22 protein-coding genes are annotated in these 23,577 nt (G+C 71.5%); 4 read left to right on the top strand and 18 right to left on the bottom strand.

Annotation, left to right across the window (positions count from 1 at the left end; all coding sequences use genetic code 11):
- Positions 1-12: 12 nt before the first annotated feature.
- On the bottom strand, positions 13-570 hold the full coding sequence (locus ISU07_RS08210; protein ID WP_194706288.1) for an NAD(P)H-dependent oxidoreductase: 558 nt from the start codon (positions 568-570) through the stop codon (positions 13-15).
- A 102-nt stretch (positions 571-672) separates the two neighbouring features.
- Here ISU07_RS08210 and ISU07_RS08205 point away from each other — a divergent pair, with 102 nt between their 5' ends.
- Positions 673-1,287: a TetR/AcrR family transcriptional regulator gene (locus ISU07_RS08205; protein WP_194706287.1), complete on the top strand. Its 615-nt coding sequence runs from the start codon at positions 673-675 to the stop codon at positions 1,285-1,287.
- Here ISU07_RS08205 and ISU07_RS08200 read toward each other — a convergent pair whose 3' ends face one another.
- The 6 genes from ISU07_RS08200 to ISU07_RS08175 form a co-directional block, all read right to left on the bottom strand.
- The gene (locus ISU07_RS08200; protein ID WP_194706286.1) at positions 1,288-2,670 is read right to left on the bottom strand and encodes an amidase; all 1,383 of its coding nucleotides are present in this window, start codon (positions 2,668-2,670) and stop codon (positions 1,288-1,290) included.
- Positions 2,671-2,713: 43 nt separating this feature from the next.
- Positions 2,714-4,297 carry a citramalate synthase gene (gene cimA / locus ISU07_RS08195; RefSeq protein WP_194706285.1) on the bottom strand — a complete coding sequence of 528 codons (1,584 nt, stop codon included), beginning with the start codon at positions 4,295-4,297 and terminating at the stop codon, positions 2,714-2,716.
- A 150-nt stretch (positions 4,298-4,447) separates the two neighbouring features.
- Positions 4,448-6,118, bottom strand: coding sequence for a protein kinase domain-containing protein (locus tag ISU07_RS08190; protein WP_194706284.1), 1,671 nt, complete (start codon positions 6,116-6,118; stop codon positions 4,448-4,450).
- Between the two features lie 64 nt (positions 6,119-6,182).
- Positions 6,183-7,262, bottom strand: a complete 1,080-nt coding sequence (locus tag ISU07_RS08185) for a branched-chain amino acid aminotransferase (RefSeq protein ID WP_194706283.1) — start codon at positions 7,260-7,262, stop codon at positions 6,183-6,185.
- 123 nt (positions 7,263-7,385) lie between these two features.
- A complete protein-coding gene (locus ISU07_RS08180) occupies positions 7,386-8,471 on the bottom strand; it encodes a 3-isopropylmalate dehydrogenase (RefSeq protein WP_194706282.1) in 1,086 nt (361 codons plus the stop codon).
- Between the two features lie 10 nt (positions 8,472-8,481).
- Positions 8,482-8,622: a hypothetical protein gene (locus tag ISU07_RS08175; RefSeq protein ID WP_194706281.1), complete on the bottom strand. Its 141-nt coding sequence runs from the start codon at positions 8,620-8,622 to the stop codon at positions 8,482-8,484.
- A 347-nt stretch (positions 8,623-8,969) separates the two neighbouring features.
- Between ISU07_RS08175 and ISU07_RS08170 the strand changes: the two genes are divergently transcribed.
- Positions 8,970-9,536, top strand: coding sequence for an O-methyltransferase (locus ISU07_RS08170; RefSeq protein ID WP_194706280.1), 567 nt, complete (start codon positions 8,970-8,972; stop codon positions 9,534-9,536).
- A 109-nt stretch (positions 9,537-9,645) separates the two neighbouring features.
- Here the strand turns inward: ISU07_RS08170 and ISU07_RS08165 are convergent, their stop codons facing one another.
- Both ISU07_RS08165 and serA read right to left on the bottom strand, forming a co-directional pair.
- Positions 9,646-11,310: an APC family permease gene (locus tag ISU07_RS08165; RefSeq protein ID WP_228521504.1), complete on the bottom strand. Its 1,665-nt coding sequence runs from the start codon at positions 11,308-11,310 to the stop codon at positions 9,646-9,648.
- A gap of 127 nt (positions 11,311-11,437) precedes the next feature.
- Entirely contained in the window at positions 11,438-13,048 is a 1,611-nt protein-coding gene (serA, locus tag ISU07_RS08160) for a phosphoglycerate dehydrogenase (RefSeq protein WP_323742495.1), read from the bottom strand.
- 133 nt (positions 13,049-13,181) lie between these two features.
- Here serA and ISU07_RS08155 point away from each other — a divergent pair, with 133 nt between their 5' ends.
- Positions 13,182-13,721, top strand: a complete 540-nt coding sequence (locus ISU07_RS08155) for a GNAT family N-acetyltransferase (protein ID WP_323742494.1) — start codon at positions 13,182-13,184, stop codon at positions 13,719-13,721.
- A gap of 13 nt (positions 13,722-13,734) precedes the next feature.
- Here the strand turns inward: ISU07_RS08155 and ISU07_RS08150 are convergent, their stop codons facing one another.
- Positions 13,735-15,207 carry an MFS transporter gene (locus ISU07_RS08150; RefSeq protein ID WP_194706277.1) on the bottom strand — a complete coding sequence of 491 codons (1,473 nt, stop codon included), beginning with the start codon at positions 15,205-15,207 and terminating at the stop codon, positions 13,735-13,737.
- 87 nt (positions 15,208-15,294) lie between these two features.
- Between ISU07_RS08150 and ISU07_RS08145 the strand changes: the two genes are divergently transcribed.
- On the top strand, positions 15,295-16,008 hold the full coding sequence (locus ISU07_RS08145) for a TetR/AcrR family transcriptional regulator C-terminal domain-containing protein (RefSeq protein ID WP_194706276.1): 714 nt from the start codon (positions 15,295-15,297) through the stop codon (positions 16,006-16,008).
- Here the strand turns inward: ISU07_RS08145 and ISU07_RS08140 are convergent.
- The 8 genes from ISU07_RS08140 to ilvN all read right to left on the bottom strand — a co-directional run bounded on the left by ISU07_RS08140 (position 15,998) and on the right by ilvN (position 23,575).
- Positions 15,998-16,666, bottom strand: coding sequence for a DsbA family oxidoreductase (locus tag ISU07_RS08140; protein ID WP_323742493.1), 669 nt, complete (start codon positions 16,664-16,666; stop codon positions 15,998-16,000). The genes ISU07_RS08145 and ISU07_RS08140 overlap by 11 nt on opposite strands.
- 43 nt (positions 16,667-16,709) lie before the next feature.
- The gene (gene efeB, locus ISU07_RS08135) at positions 16,710-17,951 is read right to left on the bottom strand and encodes an iron uptake transporter deferrochelatase/peroxidase subunit (RefSeq protein WP_194706275.1); all 1,242 of its coding nucleotides are present in this window, start codon (positions 17,949-17,951) and stop codon (positions 16,710-16,712) included.
- A 2-nt stretch (positions 17,952-17,953) separates the two neighbouring features.
- A complete protein-coding gene (efeO, locus tag ISU07_RS08130) occupies positions 17,954-19,144 on the bottom strand; it encodes an iron uptake system protein EfeO (RefSeq protein WP_194706274.1) in 1,191 nt (396 codons plus the stop codon).
- Positions 19,145-19,177: 33 nt separating this feature from the next.
- Positions 19,178-20,035 (bottom strand): iron uptake transporter permease EfeU, encoded by an 858-nt coding sequence (gene efeU / locus ISU07_RS08125; RefSeq protein WP_194706273.1) that lies wholly within the window; start codon positions 20,033-20,035, stop codon positions 19,178-19,180.
- Positions 20,036-20,072: 37 nt separating this feature from the next.
- Positions 20,073-20,888, bottom strand: coding sequence for a class I SAM-dependent methyltransferase (locus ISU07_RS08120; protein ID WP_194706272.1), 816 nt, complete (start codon positions 20,886-20,888; stop codon positions 20,073-20,075).
- Positions 20,881-21,894: a DUF418 domain-containing protein gene (locus tag ISU07_RS08115; RefSeq protein ID WP_194706271.1), complete on the bottom strand. Its 1,014-nt coding sequence runs from the start codon at positions 21,892-21,894 to the stop codon at positions 20,881-20,883. The genes ISU07_RS08120 and ISU07_RS08115 overlap by 8 nt, the downstream gene beginning before the upstream one ends.
- A gap of 7 nt (positions 21,895-21,901) precedes the next feature.
- On the bottom strand, positions 21,902-22,930 hold the full coding sequence (ilvC, locus tag ISU07_RS08110; RefSeq protein ID WP_323742492.1) for a ketol-acid reductoisomerase: 1,029 nt from the start codon (positions 22,928-22,930) through the stop codon (positions 21,902-21,904).
- Positions 22,931-23,026: 96 nt separating this feature from the next.
- A complete protein-coding gene (ilvN, locus tag ISU07_RS08105; RefSeq protein WP_194706270.1) occupies positions 23,027-23,575 on the bottom strand; it encodes an acetolactate synthase small subunit in 549 nt (182 codons plus the stop codon).
- Between the last annotated feature and the right edge of the window lie 2 nt (positions 23,576-23,577).

The raw sequence follows: 23,577 nt of genomic DNA, 5'->3' as shown, positions 1-23,577 counted from the left end.
CTCCCCATCAGATCACGCCGCGCTCGCGGTCTCCCCGCTGTGCTCGACCAGGGCGTCGAGGGCACCCAACAGCCGTCCCACGAACTCGGCGTCCTCGAGGATGTCGCCGCGGTCGACGGTCGACTCGGAGATGACGATGTCGGCGACGACCTGCGCACCGGCGACCGTGGCGGAGCGACGCGCGTCGTCGTGCGACCACTTGCCGCCGAAGCGGGTGGGCGTGGCGCCGAGGGCGGCGAACGGCTTGCCGCGCAGCGCGTTGGCGCCGTACGGGCGGGACAGCCAGTCGATCGCGTTGTTCAGGACGGCGGGCATCGTGCCGTTGTACTCCGGCGTCACCGCCAGCACCCGGTCCGCGCCGGCGACCTGCTCGCGCAGCCGCTGCGCGCCCGCGGGCACCTCGTCGTCGTGGTCGATCTCCTCGTTGTAGAACGGCAGGTCGCCGAGTCCCTCGGCGATCTCCACGACCGTCCCGGCGGGAGCCTGGTCGCGCAGCGTCTCGGCGATGCGGCGGTTGAGGGAGTCGGCGCGCAGGCTGCCGAGCAGGACGAGGACGCGGGTGTCGGACATGTACATCTCCTCGAGTGGGGTGAGGTTGGCACCGCTAGAACCGGACTGTAGTCCGGTTCTATTCCCATCGAGTCGGGACCGTCTCACAACTAGTCTGTGCGCGTGTTCGACCCGCTCCCGCTCCTCGACCAGCCGCCGCGGGAGCGCGCCGATGCGGCGCGCAACCGTGAGGCGCTGCTGGCGGCGGCGGCCCGGCTGGTGGAGCACTGCGGCGTCGACGCGGTGACGATGGACAACGTGGCCGCCGAGGCGGGCGTCGGCAAGGGCACGGTGTTCCGGCGCTTCGACAGCCGCGAGGGCCTGATGGCGGCGTTGCTCAACCGGTCGGAGACCGAGTTCCAGCGGCTGGTCATCGAGGGGCCTCCCCCGCTCGGGCCCGGCGCGCCGGCGCTCGAGCGGCTGCATGCGTTCGGGCACAGCCGGATGGAGGTGAACCTCCAGCACGCCGAGCTGATCCGGGCCGCCGGCCGCGCCGGCGAGCGGTCGTACGCCGCGATGTCGTTCGCCGCGATGCACGTGAGGTACCTGCTGTCGCAGCTCGGCGTGCGCGGCGACATCGCCTTCCTGGCCACCGCGCTGCTGGCCCCCTTGGAGATGGTCGTGCTCGTGCAGCAGACCCGCGACGAGCAGGTTCCCATCGAGCGCATCCAGCACGGCTGGGACGACCTGGTGCGGCGGATCGCCTGCCGCGAGGTCAACCAGCCGCCGTCGGGATAGTCACCAGCCCGGCGGGTGCCGGTCGAACCAGGGGGCGGCGGCCTCGACTTGGGCCGAGAGCGACAGGAGCCGCTCCTCCTCGGCGGGGCGGGCGGCCAGCATCACGCCGACCGGCAGGCCGGCCGGCGTCCAGGACAGCGGCAGCGAGATCGCCGGCATGCCGGTGACGTTCCACGCGGAGGTCCAGGGGGTGAAGGCCTTCTGGGCCTCGAAGTCCGCCGCGGGGTCGTCGTCGTTCCTGATCGCGCCGACGGGCAGCGGGGGGACGGCCAGGGTCGGGGTGAGCACCGCGTCGTACGGCGCCAGCGCCTCGAGAGCTCCGGCCGCGAGGCGGCGCAGCTCGCCGATGGCCAGCCCGAACTCCGGCCCGGAGACCGCGCGGCCGCGGTCGGTCAGCCACCGGGTCAGCGGGCGGAGGAGGTGCTCCTGCTCGGGAGGTACGACGGACAGCGCGGTGAGCACGGACCAGCACGTCTCGAAGGTGGGGACGGCGGAGTCCGGCAGCGGGACGGGGACGTCCTCGACCTCGTGGCCCAGGCTCGCGAGCAGCGCCGAGGCGTCCTCCCATGCCCGGACGCACTCCGGGTCGACGGCGGTGTCGGCGATGACTGGTTCGATGAACCTCGCGATCCGGAGCGGGCCAGGTTCCCGCTCGCACGCCGCCAGGAACGTCTCGGAAGGGGGTGGCGCCCAGGACGGATCACCCGCCCGACGACCGGCGAGCACGTCCAGCATCGCCGCCGCGTCGCGCACGGTCCGGGAGATCGCCCCGGCCGTCGCCAAACCCACCGGGTCGCCGTACATCGGGTGACCACTGACCCGCCCGCGTGAGGGCTTCAACCCCACCAGACCGCAGCACGACGCCGGGATCCGGATGGACCCACCACCGTCCGATCCCTGGGCGACGGGGACCAGTCCGGCAGCCACCGCGGCCGCCGCCCCGCCGGACGAGCCGCCGGCCATGCGGGTCCGGTCCCACGGCGTGACCGCCGGCGGCAGCCCTTCGGGCTCGGTGTAGCAGGGCGACCCGAACTCCGGTGTCGAGGTCTTGCCCAGGCTCACCAGGCCGGCCGCCCCCATCGCGAGCGCGACGCCGTCGGAGACGTCGGGCACGAAGTCCGCGAACACCGGCGACCCGAAGGTCGTGCGCACGCCGGCCGTGAGGTTGAGGTCCTTGATGGCGGTCGGCACACCCCAGAGGGCGCCGTCGCCGACGGGCAGTGCAGCGGCGCGCTCCCGGGCCTGGTCGGTCGTCCGGGTGACGAACGCGCCGACGTCGTCCACGCGGGCCGCGTAGTGCTCGACCAGCTCGAGCGGCGACACCTCGCGGCGCCGTACGGCCTGGGCCTGCTCCAGCGCCGTGAGGTCGTGCAGGTCGGTCACGCGATCACGCTAGCCCGAGGCATCGGTGATCCCGCTCGGCCGCCTACGCGCGGTGGTGCTTGCGCAGCCCGAAGGTCAGCCCGTCGACCAAGGCGCCCCATGACGCCTCGATCACGTTGTGACCCACGCCGACGGTGACCCAGGACGACTGCCCGTCCGTGGTCTCGATGAGCACCCGGGTGATGGCGTCGGTGCCGTGGCCCTGGTCGAGGATGCGCACCTTGTAGTCGATGAGCTCGAACTTGGCGACCTCGGGGTACGCCTGGCCGATCGCCTCGCGCAGCGCGAAGTCCAGCGCGTTGACCGGGCCGTTGCCCTCACCGGTGACGACATACCTCACGCCGTCGGCGCGCAGCTTCACCGTCGCCTCCGAGACCGCCTCGTCACCGGGACGGGTCTCGGTGATGACCCGCCACGACTCGACGTCGAAGTACGACGGGCGGGCGCCCTCGACCTCCTCGGCGAGGAGCAGCTCGAACGACGCGTCGGCGGCCTCGAAGGTGAAGCCCCGGGCCTCCATCTCCTTGACCCGTCCGGTCACGCGGGCGACCAGGTCCCGGTCGCCGGAGAGGTCGTAGCCGAGCTCGCGGCCCTTGAGCTCGATCGACGCGCGGCCGGCCATGTCGCTGACCAGCAGCCGCATGTCGTTGCCCACGTCGGCCGGGTCCATGTGCTGGTAGAGGTCCGGGTCGACCTTGATGGCGCTCGCGTGCAGACCGGCCTTGTGGGCGAACGCCGAGGTGCCGACGTACGGCTGCCGCGAGGCGGGCGGCACGTTGGTGACCTCGGCGACGGCGTGCGCGATCCGGGTGGCGTCGCCGAGGCGCCCGGTGGGGAGCACCTGGCGTCCGAGCTTGACCTCGAGATTGGCGACGACGGCGAGCAGGTCGGCGTTGCCGGTGCGCTCGCCGTAGCCGTTGACGGTGCCCTGCACGTGCGTGGCGCCGGCGGCCACCGCCGCGAGGGTGTTGGCGACCGCGCAGCCGGTGTCGTTGTGGCAGTGGATGCCGACGCGCACGCCGGTCGTCTCGACCACGTCATGCACCACGTCGGCGACCCAGGTCGGGAGCATGCCACCGTTGGTGTCGCAGAGCGCGACGACCGAGGCGCCCGCGTCGTACGCCGTGCGGAGCACCTCGAGCGCGTAGTCGCGGTTGAGGCGGTACCCGTCGAAGAAGTGCTCGGCGTCGAGGAACACCTGCTGGCCCTCGGCGCGCAGGTGCTCGACGGTGTCGCGGACCATCGCGAGGTTCTCCTCGAGGGTGGTGCGCAGGGCCAGCTCGACGTGGCGCTCGTGGGACTTGGCGACGAGCGTCACCACACCCGCGCCGCTGTCGCGGAGCGCGGCGACCAGCGGATCGTCGGCCGCGCGTACCCCGGCCCTTCGGGTCGCCCCGAACGCCGCGAGTCGCGCGTGCTTGAGGTCGAGCTCGTCCTGGGCCCGCCGGAAGAACTCGGTGTCCTTCGGGTTGGCACCGGGCCAGCCACCCTCGATGTAGCCGACCCCGAGCTCGTCGAGCTGCCGCGCGATGGACAGCTTGTCGGCGACGGAGAGGTTCAGCCCCTCCTGCTGCGCGCCGTCGCGCAGGGTGGTGTCGTAGACGTGGAAGCTGCCCTGCAGGTCCATTGGCTCGGTTCTCTCGTGTCGTGACAACAAAAAAACCTCTCGGGAACGAGAGGTCGGCGCGTCGGGGTCTCCGACGCGCTAGGTGATGATGATGCGGTACTGCTGCACGTCCTCATCGTGACACGGGGTGCCCAACCGCGGGCAGAAGTCTCAGGATCCGGGTCGGTCCGTGGCGGGCACCCAGTGGATCCCCGCCTCCGAGACCAGCCCGAGCACGACGGCGGCGAGCAGCAGCGCCGCGAGGGCCAGGCCCCAGGTGCCGGTCGTGCGGCTGAGCGGGATCACCAGCCGCGACAGGGGCCTGCGCACCCGGGATCCGCCGGGGCCGAGGTACAGCGCCATGGCGAGCGCGACCCCGCTGACGAACAGCGTGCGGGCCAGCGTCACCGAGAACGCGTAGCACAGCAGGGCGGCCGCGATCGCGAAGCCGCCGGCCCACACCAGCAGCAGGAACGTGGTCGGGATCGACCGCAGCAGGTGCCAGGGAGCCGAGAGCGGCGCGACCACGGCGTCGTACCACCGCACGGCCCCGCGCATCCGCTGCCGGTCGCCGGTGGCGCTGGCGGTCATCGAGCCGCTGCGCAGGAGCCAGGTGAGCAGCAGGACCACGCCCGTGGCGAGATAGGGGTACGCCGCCACGGCGGCCCCGACCGTCGTCGCCGCGCCGGTCAGCAGCAGCGCCCGACGGGCCCGCTCGATCCGCGGGGCGGGCGGGAGCGGCGGGGGTCCGACCCAGCCCTGCGGGGACAACCGGTGGTCGTGCCAGTCCTCGTCCCAGAAGTCCTGCGGGTTGTGCGGGCTGTCGTTCCAGTGGGTCGGACGGCTCTCCCGCGGCTGCACCCACGTACCGCCCGGGGCCGGCTCGACCTCGGTCGGACGTACCTCGGTGACGGCGTCCGGCCCGTTCATCAGCCGGGGCAGCACCCCCGCCTGGGCGGCGATAGCCAGCGGCATGGTGAACAGGTCCTCGGTCTCGTCCGGCGGCGACCCCGGGAGCGGGGTGCGCGGGTCCTGGTCGGGGTCCAGCGCGTGCCGGATCCGGTCGAGCGTCGGTCGGCGCGAGGGCTCCGGGTCGAGCGCGGCAGCCAGCAGCCGGGCGAGCGCGTCGGGCAGGCCGGAGAGGTCGTGGTCGCCGCGCCGGACGCGGTCCATGATCGCCATCGACGGTCCGGAGCCGTACGGCGAGCGGGCAAGGCCGGCGTACGCGACGGTGGCCGCCCACGAGTGCACGTCGGAGGCGGTGGTCGCGTCGTCGCCGTGGAGGATCTCGGGCGGCAGGTACCCGGGCGTGCCGAGCAGCCAGCCGGTGTGGGTGAGCTTGGGGTCGTCGGCGACGCGGGCGAGCCCGAAGTCGATGAGGATCGGCTTGCGCCCCTCCATCAGCACGTTCGAGGGCTTCACGTCGCGGTGCAGCACGCCACACGCGTGGACGCTCGCGACCCCCTCGGCCAGCGACCGGGCGAGCCAGATGAGGTCGGCGCCGGTGACCGGGCCGTCCTCCTGGACCTGGTCGTGCAGCGAGAAGCCCGGCACGTAGCGGGTCGCGACGTACGGCACCGGCCCCCAGGGGTCGGCGTCCACGATCTCGGCCACCCACTCGCTACGGATCCGGCGCAGCGAGCTCACCTCGCGGGCCAGCCGCGCACGGGCCTCGTCGTCGCCGACGATGTGCGGCCGCAGCACCTTGAGCGCCACCCGTTCGCCACCCGGCTTGCGAGCCAGGTGCACCACGCCCATGCCGCCCTCGCCGAGGCGCGTCAGCAGGGTGTAACCCCCGACCGTCAGGCCCGGCGGCGCCTGCGGTCGCGGCACGCTCGTCACGCGAACGAGCGTAACCGGACGGACGCCGAAACCCGGCCAACCACCGGGTGTGCGACGTGACCGGTCAGCAGACCTGGTGCATCCACCCGAACGTGTCGTCCGCGCGGCCGTACTGGATGTCGACGAGCGCCTGGCGCAGCTGCATCGTCAGCGAACCGGCCTCGCCGTCGGCCGCACCGGCCTCGCCGCCGGCCCAGCGCAGCTGGCCCACGGGCGTGACGACGGCAGCCGTGCCGCACGCGAAGACCTCGACGATGTCGCCGCTGGTCACCCCGTCGCGCCACTCGTCGATCGAGAACTTCCGCTCCTCGACCTGGTGGCCGAGCTTGCCCGCGAGGTCGATGATGCTGGACCGGGTGATGCCCTCGAGGATCGTGCCGGTCTCGGGGGTGACGATGTGGCCGTCGGCGTGGACGAAGTACATGTTCATGCCGCCCAGCTCCTCGACGTACCTGCCCTCCTGGGCGTCGAGGAACACGACCTGGTCGCAGCCCTGCGCGGTGGCCTCCTGCTGCGCGATCAGCGACGAGGCGTAGTTGCCGCCGGTCTTGGCGGCACCCATGCCGCCGCGGCCGGCGCGCGTGTAGTCGGTCGACAGCCACAGGCTGATCGGCTTGACGCCCTTGCTGAAGTACGCGCCGGCGGGGCTGGCGATCACCATGAACGTGACGTGCTGCGCCGGCCGGACGCCGAGGAACTTCTCGGTCGCGATCATGAACGGCCGGATGTACAGCGACTTCTCCCCCGCCGCGTCCGGCACCCAGCGCTGGTCGACCTCGACCAGCGCGTCGACGGCCCGCACGAAGTCCTCCGGCGGCAGCTCCGGCAGCGCGAGCCGGTGGCTGGAGCGCACCATGCGCTCGGCGTTCGCCTCGGGGCGGAAGGTCCAGACCGACCCGTCCTCGTGGCGGTAGGCCTTCATCCCCTCGAAGATCTCCTGCGCGTAGTGCAGGACCGCCGTCGCAGGGTCGAGGGTCAACGGGCCGTACGGCGTCACCCGCGCGTCGTGCCACCCCTCCGAGGGCGTCCACTCGACCGTGAACATGTGGTCGGTGAAGTACGTGCCAAAGCCGGGGTTCGCGAGGATCTCGGCGAGCCGGTCGTCGGTCGTCGGGGTCGACGTACGCGTGGTGCTGATGTCCATGAGGTCACCCTGTCTCAAGTCGTCTAGAAGATAGTAGGACGTCCAACTGTGTGGGCGTTCCTGCCCCTTTGGCGTCGTTGCAACGACGCCGAACGTCAGGGATACCCGCTCGGGCGGGTATCCCTACCCGGCTACCCGCGCCGCGATCGCGTCGCCCACGGCGGAGGTTGACCGCTGTACGCCGGCGCCCGAGGCGGCGAGGTCGGCCCGGTCGGCGAGCACGGCTGCCTCCACGGCGGAGGCCGCCTCGGCGTGGCCGAGGTGGTCGAGCAGCAGCGAGACCGACAAGATCGCGGCGGTCGGGTCCGCGATGCCCTGACCGGCGATGTCGGGGGCCGAGCCGTGGACCGGCTCGAACATGGAGGGGGCGGTCCGGTCGGGGTTGATGTTCCCCGAGGCCGCCAGCCCGATGCCGCCGGTGATCGCGGCGGCGAGGTCGGTGAGGATGTCGCCGAAGAGGTTGTCGGTGACGATGACGTCGAACCGCGCCGGGTCGGTCGTCAGGAAGATCGTCGCCGCGTCGACGTGGAGGTAGTCCACCGTCACGTCCGGGAACTCCGGGGCGACCTCGGCCACCAGCCGCGACCACACCGCGCCGGCGTGCACGAGCACGTTGGTCTTGTGGACCAGCGTGAGCTTCTTGCGGGGCCGGCGCGAGGCGCGGGCGAACGCGTCGCGGACGACCCGCTCGACGCCGTACGCCGTGTTGAGCGAGACCTCGGTCGCCACCTCGTGCGGGGTGCCGACGCGGATGGAGCCGCCGTTGCCCGTGTAGGGGCCTTCGGTGCCCTCGCGGACGACCACGAAGTCGACCTCGCCCGGGTCGCGCAGCGGTGAGACGACCCCCGGGAAGATCCGGGACGGCCGCAGGTTCACGTAGTGGTCGAGCTCGAACCGCAGCTTCAGCAGCAGCCCGCGCTCGAGGATGCCGGCGGGGAGGCGGGGGTCGCCCGGCTTCCCTCCGACGGCGCCGAGGAGGATCGCGTCGTGCTCGCGGATCTCGGCGAGCACGGAGTCGGGGAGCACCTCGCCGGTCGCGAAGTACCGCTCGGCGCCCAGGTCGTAGCGCGTCGGCTCGACCTTCACCCCGTCCGGGCCCAGCCGGTCGACGGCCACCTCGAGGACCTTCAGGGCCTCGTCGGTGACCTCGGGACCGATGCCGTCACCGGCGATGACCGCGAGCTTCAAGGACGTCTCTGCACCATTCACTGGCCAGAGGCTAGTTGTCGTCGGGGCGTTCGCCGCCGTTGTCCCGCAGGTCGAGCGAGGCCTGGACCGCCTCGCGGCTGCGCGGGTTCTCGGGCTCGTGGGCCGCCGGACCCCAGTCGGGGTACATGTCGTACATCTCGGGTTCTCTCATGTCAGGTCTCGCTGGATCGGATGGACTGGAGAGCAGCGAGCCCGGGCGGAGATGGGAACGGTCCCCCGGGTCACGGGAGGGCCGGTCGGACATCGACCAGGAGAGTCACGGATCGCGAGGCTTCGAGGAGCCCGCCACGGGACTGCTGCCAGAAACTGCTGCAAGACCCGCAACGCCGACCACCGCGGCGAGGTGGCCTTGCGTCAGGCCTCGCCGCGGCGCTCGATGAGTACGAACACGCTCCGCATGATGCGGCCACCGTACGCCGCGTGAAGGACGCCCCGCAGCCCTTTTCGCCAAGCCGTTCAGGATGCGAGACGCGGGGACCATCATGAGAGACTGCCCGCATGTCGGCTCCCCCCGAGCTCCCGGACGTCGTGAACCGCGCCTTCGCGGTCTCGCGGAAGGCCGGCTACGTCTCGTTCTGCCGCAACGAGACCGGCCGGCTGCTGGCCGCGCTGGCGGCCACGCGCGGGGGCACGCTGGCGGAGTTCGGCACTGGCTGCGGCGTCGGCACCGCCTGGCTGCGCTCGGGGGTGCGCGAGGACGCGCGCATCGTGACCGCCGAGCTCGACCCTAAGCTGGCCAAGGCCGCGGCGGAGATCTTCGTCGACGACCCGCAGGTCGAGGTGGTGGCCGCCGACTGGGCGACGCTGTTCGACAAGGGGCCGTTCTCGCTGCTGTTCCTGGACTCCGGCAAGCCGTCGGCGGTCGGCCCCGACCAGGTCTGGGACCTCGTGGAGGAGGGCGGCATCGTCGTGCTCGACGACTTCACGCCGTGCGAGCACTGGCCGCCGACGTACGCCGGCCGCGTCGACACGCTCCGGGAGGAGTGGCTCAGCGACGAGCGGTTCGCCGCCGTCGAGGTGATGATCGCCCCCGACGCCTCTGCCGTCATCGCGACGCGTCGCTGACCAGCGAGTCCGGTCCACTCACCGGGTCTCGACACGTGCGGTCGCGCCTTCGTATCTCAGCCGCGCGCTGCTCGACCACCATCGATCGGGTCCGCTGGCGCGTCCCCGATCAGTGGCCGATGGGCTCCATGCCCTCCTCCTCGGGGAGCACGACCTCGTCCATCATCTCGTTGATCTTCTCGGTGCTCAGGCACACGCTGATCGCCCAGTAGAAGATCGCGAAGCTGAACACGACGGTCACCAGCATGTCCCACAGGAAGGGCAGGACCGGGTCGTCCATCGGGCCGAAGGAGCTGATGTAGACGATCACGCCCATGCCGACGAGGTACGCCGGCAGCCAGGCCGCCGCGTGCCAGTCGAGCATCGGCTTGTGCTCGTTGAGGTGCAGCACCCGGTTGCCGACGAGGATCACGTAGCCGATGAGGATGGCGACGCCGAGCTTCCAGTCGGTGTCCCACGTCGTCCACAGGATGATCAGGCCGGAGATCGCGAAGCCGACGGGCGACAGGATCTCGGCCGCCGGCAGGCGGAACGGCCGCTCCTGGTCGGGCAGCCGCTTGCGGAACGCGCTCAGGGACAGCGGGGCGCCGGCGTACATCAGCACGGACGCACTCGTGATCAGGCCCACCAGCGACTGCCAGCTCGGGAACGGCAGGAAGCAGATGCAGCCGGTGATGAAGGCGGCGACCAGGCCGACCCACGGGACGCCACGGGCGTTGGTCCACTCGAAGATGGACGGGACGTACCCGTTGCGGGACAGCCCGTAGGCCACCCGCGAGGAGCCGGTCGTGTAGATCAGGCCGGTGCCTCCGGGGCTGATGATCGCGTCGGCCTTGATGATGAACGCCAGCCAGCCGATGCTCAGCAGGGTCGCGATCTGGGCGAACGGACCGGTGAAGACCGTGTAGTAGGCGTCGCTGGAGTTGTCGGCCCAGGTCTTGCCGATGGCGCTGTCCGGCAGGGCGAACAGGAAGGTGATCTGGAGCGCGATGTAGATCAGCGTCCCGATGATCATCGAGCCGATGATCGCCAGCGGGATGTCGCGCTTGGGGTTGCTGGCCTCGCCGGCCAGCTGGTCGGCCTGCTCGAACCCGAGGTAGCTGAAGATGATGCCGCCGGTCGAGACCGCCTCGAGGACGGCCTTCAGACCACCGGGGGCGAAGCCGTCGGCTGCGTGCAGGTTGCCGGTGTCGAAGTTCGCGAACGAGAGCACGATGATGACCAGCAGCGGGACCGCGACCTTCCACCAGGTGGCCGCGCTGTTGGCCGCCGCCAGGTGCCGGACGCCGAGGAAGTTGATGGCCGTGAACAACGCCATCAAGATCACCGAGACGACGATGCCGGAGGCGGTGAGGACTCCGTTCTTGTCGTTGACCCAGCCCTGGGCGAAGTCCCACTCCTGGGCGTAGGTCAGCATGGCCGACACCTCGATGGGCGCCACGGTCGCGGCCTGGAGCCAGGAGAACCAGCCGAACGACGCCCCGACGGCGCCGCCGAACGCGTAGTGCGGGAACCGCGCCGTGCCCCCGGAGACGGGGAACATGGCGCCGAGCTCGGCGTGGATGAGCGCAAGGACGAGCATGCAGACCGCGCCGATGATCCACGCGAAGATCGCGGCCGGGCCGGCGGCGATGAGGCCCTCCTGGGCGCCGAAGAGCCATCCGGACCCGATGATCGAGCCCATCGAGGCCCACATCAGCCCGATCAGGCCGACCTCTCGCTTCAGCGCGGTGTTGCGCCGTCGAGCCGGACGTTCCTGCACAGACGTGGCCATGCGACCTCCCGGGAAGGTGAGGGCCGTTGCTGGCCCCGTCTTTCGACGTTACCGCTCCCTGAGATCGCCTCCGCCACACCCGACCGGGTGGGCTGTCGTCAGCGTGGCGAGAAGGGGACGGCGGCGATCACGTGAGGTCGATGCCGCGCACGGACGAGGCCTCGATCGCGGTCTCGATCTCGGCCATCGCCTCGGCGCCGATGGCCGAGTCGACCGAGAGCGCGACCAGCGCCTGGCCGCCCTTCTCGTCGCGGGAGACCTGCATGCCGGCGATGTTGATGCTGGCGTCGCCGAGGATGCGGCCGACCGTGCCGACCATGCCCGGCCGGTCGACGTACGTCAGGAACGCCAGGTGTTCGGTCGGCTCGAGGTCGACGTCGAAGCCGTTGACCTCGACGATCCGCTCCTTCTGGGTGATGCCCACCAGGGTGCCGCTCACCGAGACCTGCGACCCGTCGGCCAGGGTGCCGCGCAGCGTGATCAGGTTGCGGTGGTCCGGGCTGTCGGCGTCGGTGATCAGCCGGACGGCGGTGCCGCGCTCGGCGGCCAGCAGCGGTGCGTTGACGTACGACACCTGGTCCGGGACCACGTCGCAGAAGACGCCCTTGAGGGCGGCCAGCTCGAGCACCTTGACGTCGAAGTCGGTGATCTCGCCGCGGACCTCGACGTCGATCTGCTGGGCCACCTCGCCGGCCAGGCCGGTGAAGATGCGGCCCAGCTTCTCGGTGAGCGGGATGCCGGGGCGGACGTCCTCGGCGATCACGCCGCCCTGCACGTTGACGGCGTCCGGGACCAGCTCGCCCGACAGCGCGAGGCGCACGGAGCGCGCGACCGCGATGCCGGCCTTCTCCTGGGCCTCGTCGGTCGAGGCGCCGAGGTGCGGGGTGGCGACGACGTTCTCGAGCTCGAAGAGCGGGCTGTCGGTGCACGGCTCGGTGGCGAACACGTCGAGGCCGGCCCCGGCGATGCGGCCCTCCTTGAGGGCGGCGTACAGCGCGTCCTCGTCGACGATGCCGCCGCGCGCGGCGTTCACGAGGACCAGCGACGACTTGGCCTTGGCCAGCTGGTCGGCGCCGATCAGGCCCGCCGTCTCGGTGGTCTTGGGCAGGTGGACCGACATGAAGTCGGACTCGGCGAGGAGGGTCTCGAGGTCGACGAGGCGCACACCCATCTGGGCCGCGCGACCGGCCTGGACGTACGGGTCGTAGGCGATCACGGTCATGCCGAACGCCGAGAGCCGCTGGGCCACCAGCACGCCGATGCGGCCGAGGCCGACGATGCCGACGGTCTTCTCGTACAGCTCGATGCCGGTGAACTTCGACCGCTTCCACTCGCCGTTCTTCAGCGAGGCGTGCGCCGGGGAGATGTGCCGGGCGGCGGCCAGCATCAGCCCGACGGCGAGCTCGGCGGCCGAGACGATGTTGGAGGTCGGGGCGTTCACGACCATGACGCCGGCCTGGGTGGCCGCCTTCACGTCGACGTTGTCGAGGCCGACGCCCGCGCGGGCAACGACCTTCAGGCTCTTGGCGACGGCCAGCGCCTCGGCGTCGACCTTGGTGGCCGAGCGGACCAGGATCGCGTCGGCGTCCGAGATGGCGGCCAGCAGCTCGGAGCGGTCGGAGCCGTCGGCGTACCGGATCTCGAAGTCGGGGCCGAGGGCCTCGACGGTCGCCGGGCTGAGCTCCTCGGCGATGAGCACGACGGGGCGAGCTGCCCCTTCGGTCTGGGGGACGGTCACAGCGATCGGTCCTCGATGTCGACGACGGAGTGGGCGCACGACGCTGTGCCCGCCCGACTGTACCCGAGGGCCGGAGGCCTCCCCGCCGAATCTCACGCGACCCGACGGCCGCGCCGGTGGCATGCTGCCGCGCGTGTTCACGCCCATCCGCACCGAGCGCCTCGTCGTCCGTCCCTGGCGCGAGGACGAGGCCCCCCGGCTGCTCGACATCCTGCGCCGCCCCGAGATCGTGAAGTGGCTCGGCCATCCCAAGACGCTGGAGACCGTTGCCGAGGCCGAGGAGAAGATCGCCGGGATGGCCGACGACCTGCCGAAGTCCGAGTGGGCGTTCGAGGTCGCCTCATCAGGCGTCCCCGCCGGCTCGGTGATGCTCGTCGACATCCCCCACTCCGAGCAGCCGGACGGCTCGAAGCTCGTCCAGATCGGCTGGTACGCGCACCCGGACGCGCTGGGCCACGGCTACGTCACCGAGGCCGCGCGGGCGGTCCTGGAGTACGGCCTCCGCGCCGGCCTCCCCGAGATCCGGGCGCTGACCCACACCGACAACTACCCGTCGATGCGGGTCTGCGAACGGCTCGGCATGACGTACCTCGGCGTCACCGAGGACTGGTACGACGACGCCCCGAGCTCGCACTACGTCGTGCGGAAGGGCGAGTGGCCGGCGCCCGCGTAATCGGGCTGCGACCTCAGTGGCCGAGGGCGGCGTCCTCGCGGGCCCTGAGCGGCAGCAGGTAGGTCAGCGCGAAGGCGACGACGACCAGCCCGGCGCCGACCCACATCGACACCGAGGCCGCGTCGCGGAAGGCGCCGACGCGTGTGCCGGCCGAGGACCCGTCCAGCACGTGGAAGAACACCGTGCCGAGCACCGCGATCCCGAACGCCCCGCCGAGCTGCTGCACCGAGGTCAGCGCGCCGGAGGCCGAGCCGGACTCCTTGTCGTCGACGCCGGCGAGCACCAGGTCGAAGAACGGCGCCATCGTCAGCCCCAGCCCGAGGCCCATCACCACCAGGGACGGTGACATCGCCCAGATGCGCACGCCGTCGCCGGCCAGGGAGAGCGTCAGCACGAACGCGGCGTACCCGGCCAGCGTGAGCACCAGCCCTCCCTGCATCAAGGTGCGGCCCAGCTTCTGGTTCAGCGGCTGGGCGGCGACGAAGCCGATCACCATGCCGACCGCCTGCGCGATGCCGGCGAGGCCGGCCCTGAAGGGCGAGTACCCGAGGCCGTACTGCACGAACAGCGTGAACACGATGCTCATGCCCATCAGCGAGCCGAACAGCGCCATGCCGGTGAGCAGCCCGCCGGTGAAGGCGCGCTTGCCGAACAGCGTCGGGGTCACCAGCGTCGGCAGCCCGGCGCGGTCGCGCCGCCGCTCGATCACGGCGAAGAGGCCGAACATCGCCAGCCCGGCCGCCTCCATCACGAAGCACCAGGCCGGCCAGCCGAGCTCGCGGCCCTGGATCAGCGGGTAGATCAGCAACGCCATCGCGGCGGACGCGACCATCGCGCTGGTCAGGTCGACGTGGAGAGACCGGTCCTGGCGTGAGGGTGGCAGCACCTTGAGTCCGGCGGCGATGGCCGCCAGACCGATCGGGATGTTGATCGCGAAGATCGTGCGCCAGGCCCACCCGAACAGGTCGGCGTCGACCAGGAACCCGGCGAGGATCGGGCCGCCGACGGCCGAGAGGCCCATGATCGGGCCGAAGGCCCCGAACGCCGCGGCGATCTCCTCCGGCGGGAACATCTCCTTGATCAGGCCGAGGCCCTGCGGCAGCATCACCGCGCCGACCAGGCCCTGGAGGATCCGGAAGCCGACCAGCATCTCCGGCGACTGCGCCAGCGCGCAGGCCAGGGACATCAGCGTGAAGCCGGCCATGCCCAGCAGGAACATCCGGCGCCGGCCGTAGATGTCGCCGAGCCGACCGCCGATCAGCAGGCCGCTGGCCATCGCGATCGTGTAGCCGGCGGCCAGCCACTGGATGAGGGTCTCTCCCCCGCCGAGGTCGCGGACGATCGTCGGGCCGGCGATGGAGGTGATGAGCGCGTCGAGGAGGTCCATGACCTCCGCCGCGAGGATGACGAAGAGGGCGGGCCAGCGGAGGGCGTACGCCGCCCGGGTGGCGGCCGCGGCAACGGTGCCCGTGAGGTGGTCGGTCATGATGGCTCCGTATCGAACAGTGTTCGTAATGACGAACACTGTTCTAACTCGCGAACACTGTTCGTGTCAACTACGATCGGGCCCACCATGACTGGTTCATCCGCCGGGGACCTTCCTCCTCCCCCGTACCGCGCCGGCGAGAAGCCGCGCCGCTCGCTCGGCCGCGAGGCCATCGCGCGCGAGGCGCTGCGCATCATCGACGCCGAAGGGATCGACGCGGTCTCCATGCGGCGGGTGGCGGCGGCGTTCGACACCGGGCCGGCCAGCCTCTACGCCCACGTGAAGAACAAGGAGGCCCTGCTCCGGCTGGCCTTCGACCTGGCACTGGAGGAGCTCGAGCCGGTGCCGGTCGCCGCCGACGACTGGCAGGCGGTGATGCTGCGCTGGAGCCTCGGCGTGCACGAGATGCTCCAGCGGCACAACGACATCGCCAAGCTCACCTTCGCGCACATCCCCAGCGGCGAGGCGATGCTCGAGTCGACCGAGCGGGTGTTGGGACTGATGATCGGCGCCGGGGTGCCGCCGCAGGTCGCGGCCTGGTCGCTGGACATCCTGTCCCTCTACATCGGCGCGGACGCCTACGAGGGATGGCTCTTCGGCCAGCAGTTCGGCACCGACGACCCGGTCGAGGCGGAGGCGTTCTTCGGCGGGATCAAGGACTACTTCGCGTCGCTGCCCGCCGACCGCTTCCCGTACATCGTCGGCAACGTCGCCGCGCTCATGGAGGGCGGCGGCGAGGAACGGTTCCGCTTCGGCCTCGACATGTTCATCGCCGGCATCGCCAGCACGATCACGAGGTGATCGCGCGCTCCAGCACCTGGGTGAACACCTCGACAGGCTGCGCGCCGGAGACGCCGTACTTCTGGTCGATCACGAAGAACGGGACGCCGGTCGCGCCGTAGGCACGCGCCTGGCGTACGTCGGCGGCGACCGCGTCGGCGTACCGCCCGCCGTCGAGCACGTCGGACACGTCCGACTCGTCGAGGCCCACCTCGATCGCGACCTTGCGCAGCACCGCGTGCTCGCCGACGTCGAGACCGTCGCGGAAGTGCGCGTCGACCAGGGCGGCGTTCAGCCGGCGCTGGAGATCCGGCCCGCCGGTCTCCAGGGCGAGGTGCAGCAGCCGGTGCGCGTCGACGGTGTTGCTGTGCAGCGTCGTCCCCATGTGCATCTCGAGGCCCTCGGCCGCCGCCAGGTCCTCGGTGCGCGCCATCATCCGGGCCGCCTCGCCGGGCGCCACGCCGTACTTGCCGGCGAGCACGTCGACCATCGGCTCGCTGCTCCCGACGGGGGCGTTCGGGTCGAGCTCGAACGACCGGAGCACGACCTCGACCTCGCCGAGGTCGTGACCTGCGCCGGCCAGCTGGGCGAGCGCTGTGTCCAGCCTCACACGGCCGATCGCACACCACGGGCACACCACGTCGGACCAGACCTCGATGATCATGTACGTTTCAACCACCTCGGCGCGGGTGGTAATCCCGCCCGCGCCGGGGTCGCTCCGATCAGGCCAGCAGCGCCTGGCCGACGTACTCCCCCGGTCCCGCTCCCGGCGGGACGGCGAAGAGCGCCGAGGACGTGAACCTCAGGTACTCGACCAGCGCGTCCGTCGTGGCCATCCGGTTCATCACCGGCACGAACTGCTTCCCCGGGTCGCGCACGAACGCGATGAAGAACAGCCCGGCGTCCAGCCCGCCGAGGGCGTTCGAGCCGTCCACGAAGTTGTAGCCGGGGCGCAGCATGCGGATGCCGTCGTTCTCGCTCGGGTGCACCACGCGGACGTGCGCGTCCTCCGGGATGACCGGCCCGTCCGAGCCGGGCATCGTGAAGTCCGGCTCGGTGGACTCCTGGCCGCCCGAGAGCGGGGCGCCGCCGGCCTTGGTGCGTCCGACGAAGCCCTCCTGGTCCTCCAGCGGCTGCCGGTCCCAGACCTCGATGGTCATGTTGATGCGACGGGCGACGAGGTACGAGCCGCCCGCCAGCCAGTCCCCACCGTCGTCGCCGGGCTGCACCCAGACGTGCTCCTCGAGCGCGGCGTCCTCCTCGGCCTTGACGTTGGCGGTGCCGTCCTTGAAGCCGAACAGGTTGCGCGGCGTGGACTGCGTGGTCGACGTGGACGAGGTACGCCCGAAGCCGAGCTGCGACCAGCGGACCGCGACGGCACCGAAGCCGATGCGGGCGAGGTTGCGGACCGCGTGCACGGCGACCTGCGGGTCCTGCGCGCAGGCCTGCACGCAGAGGTCGCCACCGGAGCGGGCCGGGTCGAGCGTGTCGCCCGGAAAGTGCGGAAGGTCGGCCAGCGCCGCCGGCTTCCGGTCGTCGAGGCCGAGCCTCTCGAAGAACCCCGGCCCGAACCCGAACGTGATCGTCAGCCCCGACGGCGGCAGGCCGATCGCCTCGCCGGTGTCGTCCGGCGGGAGGTTCGCGGCGCCTTCGGTGGGACCGACGGGCCCGGCACCCTCCCCCTGCGTCATCCGCTCCGCCGCGTCGGTCCACGCCTGCAGCAGCGCGACCACGTCGTCGCGGGAGTCGGTCGTCAGGTCGAAGGCCGCGAAGTGCAGGCGCTCCTGGGCCGGGGTGACGACGCCGGCCTGGTGGGTCCCGCGGAAGGGGAACGCGGGTTGACCGCCACCGACGTTCGCCACGTCCGCGGTTGCAGGGGATGAGGTGCGCCCGGCGACGAACGCTCCACCCACCCCGGCGACGGCCGCGCCGCCGCCGAGGAGCCCTCGACGCGAGACCTTCACGACTACCCGAGGACGGCCGCGGTCAGCTCGGACAGCGGCTCGGACAGCGCGTTGACCGCGTCGGACAGTGCCTTGACCTCGTCGGGCGCGAGGTCGTCGTACGGCGTGAAACCGTCGCCGACGCGCTGCGCGTCGAGCAGCGTCTGGAGCTCGGTGAACCGCTGGTCGAGCCGCTTCGCGAGGTCCGGGTCCTTCTGCTCGAGGATCGGCCGCACGCCTTCGTAGCCGACGCGCGCGCCGTCGACGTTGGCCTGGAAGTCCCACAGGTCGGTGCGCGACCAGTACTCCTCCTCGCCGGTCACCTTGCCGGTTGCGACCTCCTCGAGCAGGCCGCGGGAGCCGTTGGCGATCTGGTCGACGGTGAAGTCGAGCTGCTGGATCCGCCGGTCGAGCGTCCGCGTGTTGGCGAGCAGGTCGTCGCCGTACGTCGTGCGCTGCTGCTCCGTCAGGGGCGTGTAGGCCCGGCCATCTTCTCGGGCGCGCGCCGGCCAGAGGTCCTTCTCGATGCGGTGCCAACCGGTCCACCTCTGGCCGGGCTCGAGGTCCGCCTCGCGCGCGTCCATCTTCGGGTCGAGGTCGCCGAAGGACTCCGCGACCGTCTCGATGCGCTCCCAGTGGGTGCGGGCGTCGGCGTAGATCGCGCGGGCCCGGTCGTCCTCGCCGGCTTCGTACGCCGCCACGAACTGCTCGGTCCTCACCAGCAGCTGGTCGGACTGGTCCTGCACGTACGCGTCGTAGTTGGCCTGCGCCTGCTCGACGAGCTGCTGGTCGTCAGCACTGGCCTGCTGCGCGTCCGTGGAGTCGGTGACGGTGAAGGCGGCGCGGATGCCCTCGCCCTTCATCCCGGGTTTGCAGGCCGTGACGTACGTGCCGGCTGGCGCGTCCACGACGAGCTGGCGGTCGAGCGCCGGGCCGATGTTCTCGACCTCCCCGACGATCCGCAGCCCGTCCTCGCCGAGCAGGTAGAACTCGGTGACCTGGGTCCCGGCGTTCGCGACGTCGAAGGTCAGCGTGCCGGCCGGCGCCTGGGTGGCCGACAGGTCGCAGGCGTCGTCGGTGGAGCGGACGGTCACGGTGCGGGCCGAGGCGGCGTCGGACTCGCCGGCTCCGCCCCCCGACGACGGGGCGTTCTCGGTGCAGGCCGCGAGAGCAGGCACCGCCACGAGGGCGGCGACGAGCAGGGGCAGTCGCATGGAGGGTTCCTTCTGGTCGGCCGGGTGCGTCGGTCAGACGGTCGTGGGGACACGCGGCGGCGCCGGTGTCGACGAGCGGCGACGGACGGCGCGCAGGAAGAGGGTCATCGTCGGCACGGCGTACAGGACCCACGCCAGGGCCTCGAGCCTCGTGGTCACCGGCGAGAAGTTGAAGACGCCCTTGAGGACGGTGCCGTACCAGGACGTCGGGTCGATCGTGCCGGAGACGTCGAAGGCGACCGAGCCGAGGCCGGGCAGGATCCCGGCCTCCTGCAGGTCGTGGACGCCGTACGACAGGACGCCGGCCGCGACCACGATCAGGAAGGCCCCGGTCCAGGTGAAGAACTTCGTGAGGTTGATGCGGATCGCGCCGCGGTAGAGCAGGTACCCGAGGACGACGGCGGTGCCCAGCCCGAGACCGGCGCCGAGCAGCGGCTCCCAGGTCGCGGTGTCGGCGTCGCGCGTGCCCGCCTCGGTCGCGGCCCACAGGAACAGCGCCGTCTCCAGGCCCTCGCGACCGACGGCCAGCATCGCGACGAGCGCCAGCGACCAGACGCTCCCCTCGGCGGCGGCGTCGATGCGGCCGCGGAGCTCGCCGGCGATGCCGCGCGCGGCGCGCGCCATCCAGAAGATCATCCAGGTCACGAACCCGACCGCGACGATCGACAGGGACCCGCCGATCAGCTCCTGCACGTCGAAGGTCAGCCCGCGCGGGCCGAACGTCAGCAGGGCGCCGAACGCGAGGCTGACCGCGACGGCGATGCCGACGCCGAGCCAGATGCGGCCCAGCAGCTCCCGTCGCTCGGTCTTCACGAGGTACGCCACGAGGATGCTGACGACCAGGGCCGCCTCGAGGCCTTCGCGCAGTCCGATCAGGTAGTTCGCGAGCACGATCCGAGCCTACGCCACCAAGTTAGGTTTGCCTAACCTACCCTCGTGGTCCGATGGTGGTGGCGGGATGGTCGACGACGCCGAGGATCTCGCCGTGGTGGACGGAGAACCAGGCGTCGGGATCGGCGGACCAGGTGCGCCAGGCGGCGGAGATGTCGTCGAGCTCGGAGCGGGTGGCGCGGCCCTCCTCCACCAGCTGGTCGGCGAGGGCGGAGCCGACGATGCGGTCGGCCCACATGCCGCCCCACCACGCGCAGGTCTCGGGCGTCGCGTAGCACCAGGTCGACGACGAGGCGGTCACCTCGGCCAGGCCGGCGGCGTGGGCCCAGGCGAGGAGCCGGCGGCCGGCGTCGGGCTCGCCACCGTTGGCGCGGGCAGCAGCGGAGTACAGCTCGAGCCAGCGGTCGAGCTCCGGGAGCCGGGGCCACCAGGCGAACGTCGCGTAGTCGGAGTCGCGGGCCGCGACCAGGCCACCGGGACGGACGACCCGGGCCATCTCGCGCAGCGCCTGCACCGGGTCGGCCACGTGCTGGAGCACCTGGTGGGCGTGCGCCACGTCGAACTCGCCGTCCCCGAAGGGCAGGGCGTGCACGTCGGCGACCCGTACCTCGATCCCGGGCGCGCCGGCCCGGGTGATCGTCGCGGCGTCCTGCGACACCTCGGTCGCCACCACCTCACCGACGATCGTGGCCAGGTCGGCGGTGATGGTGCCCGGACCGGCGCCGACGTCGAGCAGACGCTGGCCCGGCTCGAGGAAGGGGCGCAGGTAGGCCGCCGAGTTGGCCACCGTGCGGTTGCGGTGCGACCGCAGGACGGACTCGGCGTGGCCATGGGTGTAGCGGGTCTCAGGCATGAACCGGCTTCCGGGTCAGGAGGCGGACGAGGGCGGCCACCGGGCCCTCGAGAGGACCGCGGCGCCAGGGCTCGAGGCGGACGACGGCCCGCCAGAGGTACGCGACGGCGATCGACCCGCCCACGAGGATCAGGACGTTGAGCCACGAGTCGTCGCTGGCTCCGGGGTGGACCTCGGTGACGTCGTACCAGAGCCACAGGATCTGCAGGCTGTAGAGCGACAACGACATGGATCCGATGGCAGCGAGCGGCGCGACCACCTGCGGCAGCCGGCCGGCCAGGTCGACGCCGACGAGGAAGATCGCGAGGATCAGCACGCCGTCGAAGGTGAGCACCTGGAACGTCACGTGGTACGGCAGCATCGTCAAGGTGTCGGTCTCGTAGAGCAGGACGCCGAACGCCGTCAGCGCCCCACACACCAGGCCGACTCCGAGCGCCGGCCCGTCCAGCAGGTGCCGGGTCGCCAGGATCCCGAGCGCGGCGAAGAACACCATCGACGCCACCTGGTAGGGCCCGTTGAAGTCCGGCCCGCCGACGACCAGGAAGGTCACCAGGTTGTAGGCGCGCACGCCGCCGAGCTGGTTCGGCGCCCACTCGGTCGCCAGCCCGTTGAGCCAGGGCGCCAGCAGCAGCGCGGCGGCACCGATGCCGGCGACCACCCAGGAGGCGGCCCGCGCGAGCGGGGCGGCCAGGAAGGTCAGCACGCCGAGGAACGCCAGCACGATGTAGACCTGGGTGATCAGCTGGCTCAGCAGGTGGGCCACCAGCAGCAGGACCGCTCCGCGCACGAGCGGGCCGACCCACCACGGCGAGGACCTCGAGCGCAGGCCGAGCTGGGCCCCGACGCCGACGAGCAGCGCGAAGAGCGGGTACGTCGCGTACTCGGTCAGCTCGATGACGTTGCCCGGCCCCGCGCTGGGCGCGCAGTGGGCGAGGTACATCGAGACCAGCGCCACGCCGCGCACCGCGTCGACCCGCAGGTCGCGGCGGCGCGCGGTCCCGGTCACCGGTGCATCATCGCGTGGCGGTGCCCTCCGTGTAGTCGTCATCGTGCGACTTCACCCACGCCATCAGCTTGCGCAGCTCGCGGCCGGTCTGCTCGATCGGGTGCTGCTCGCCCTTGGCGCGCAGCGCCTTGAACTCCGGCCCGCCGGCGTCCTGGTCGTCGATGAACCGCTGCGCGAACGAGCCGTCCTTGATCTCGGCCAGGATCTGCTTCATGTTCTCCTTGACGTGCTCGTCGACGACCCGCGGACCCGACACGTAGTCGCCGTACTCGGCCGTGTCGGACACCGACCAGCGCTGCTTGGCGATGCCGCCCTCGTACATCAGGTCGACGATGAGCTTGAGCTCGTGGAGGCACTCGAAGTACGCGACCTCGGGCTGGTAGCCGGCCTCGGTGAGCACCTCGAAGCCGTACATCACCAGCTGGCTCGCGCCGCCGCAGAGGACCGCCTGCTCGCCGAAGAGGTCGGTCTCGGTCTCCTCGGTGAACGTGGTCTTGATGCCGCCGGCGCGCAGGCCGCCGATCGCCTTGGCGTAGGAGAGGGCGAGGTCCCAGGCCTTGCCGGAGTAGTCCTTCTCGACCGCGACGAGGACCGGGACGCCACGCCCGTCGACGTACTCACGACGGACCAGGTGGCCGGGTCCCTTCGGCGCGACCATGAACACGTCCACGCCCTCGGGCGGGGTGATGTAGCCGAAGCGGATGTTGAAGCCGTGGCCGAAGACCAGGGTGTCGCCGGGCGTGATGTTGGGCTCGACGGACTCCTTGTACAGCTGGCGCTGCTTGTGGTCCGGCGCCAGGATCACGATGACGTCGGCCTCCTCGACCGCCTCGGCCGGGGTGAGTACGCGCAGGCCCTCGGCCTCGGCCTTGGCGCGGGACCTCGAGCCCTCGGGGAGGCCGATCCGGACGTCGACGCCCGAGTCGCGCAGGGAGAGCGAGTGCGCGTGACCCTGGCTGCCGTAGCCGAGCACGGCCACGTTCTTGCCCTGGATCAGGGACAGGTCGGCGTCGTCGTCGTAGAACATCTGGGCCACGGTGGGCGCTCCTTCGAGGTGGTGGGCGAGGTACTTGGCGTGGGTTACCTGAACTTGGCGTGGCTAGGGAGGTACGTCATGTTCAGGTCTCCCCGGTCAACCGGAGAAATCTGACGCGGCGCGCAACGGTACGGCGACCGGACGCAGGGTGCGCTCGGAGATGGAGCGGGGGCCGCGGCCGATGGCGACCATGCCCGACTGCACGAGCTCGCGGATGCCGAAGGGCTCGAGCAGCCGGCGCAGGTCGGCCAGCTTGTCGGTGTTCCCGACCGACTGGATCACCACGGTGTCGGTCGAGACGTCGACGACCTTGGCCTGGAACAGCTCGACCACGTCGAGGATCTGGCCGCGGGTCTCGGCGTCGGCGCGCACCTTGAGCAGCAGGAGCTCGCGGTTGACGGAGGCCGAGCCGTCGAGCTCGACGATCTTGATGACCTCGACCAGCTTGTTGAGCTGCTTGGTGACCTGCTCCAGCGGCGACTCGTCCACGTTGACCACGATGGTCATCCGGGAGACCTCGTCGTGCTCGGTCGGGCCGACCGCGAGGGACTCGATGTTGTAGCCGCGGCGCGCGAACAGGCCGGCGATGCGCGCGAGCACACCGGGCTTGTTCTCGACGAGCACGGACAGGGTGTGGTGCGTCATGA

It is taken from the genome of Nocardioides islandensis (assembly GCF_015352455.1).
In the GTDB taxonomy this organism is placed as follows: Bacteria; Actinomycetota; Actinomycetes; order Propionibacteriales; family Nocardioidaceae; genus Nocardioides; species Nocardioides islandensis.
The sequence above is the reverse complement of the archived record's forward strand: the minus strand, read 5'-3'. Positions and strand labels throughout refer to the sequence as shown.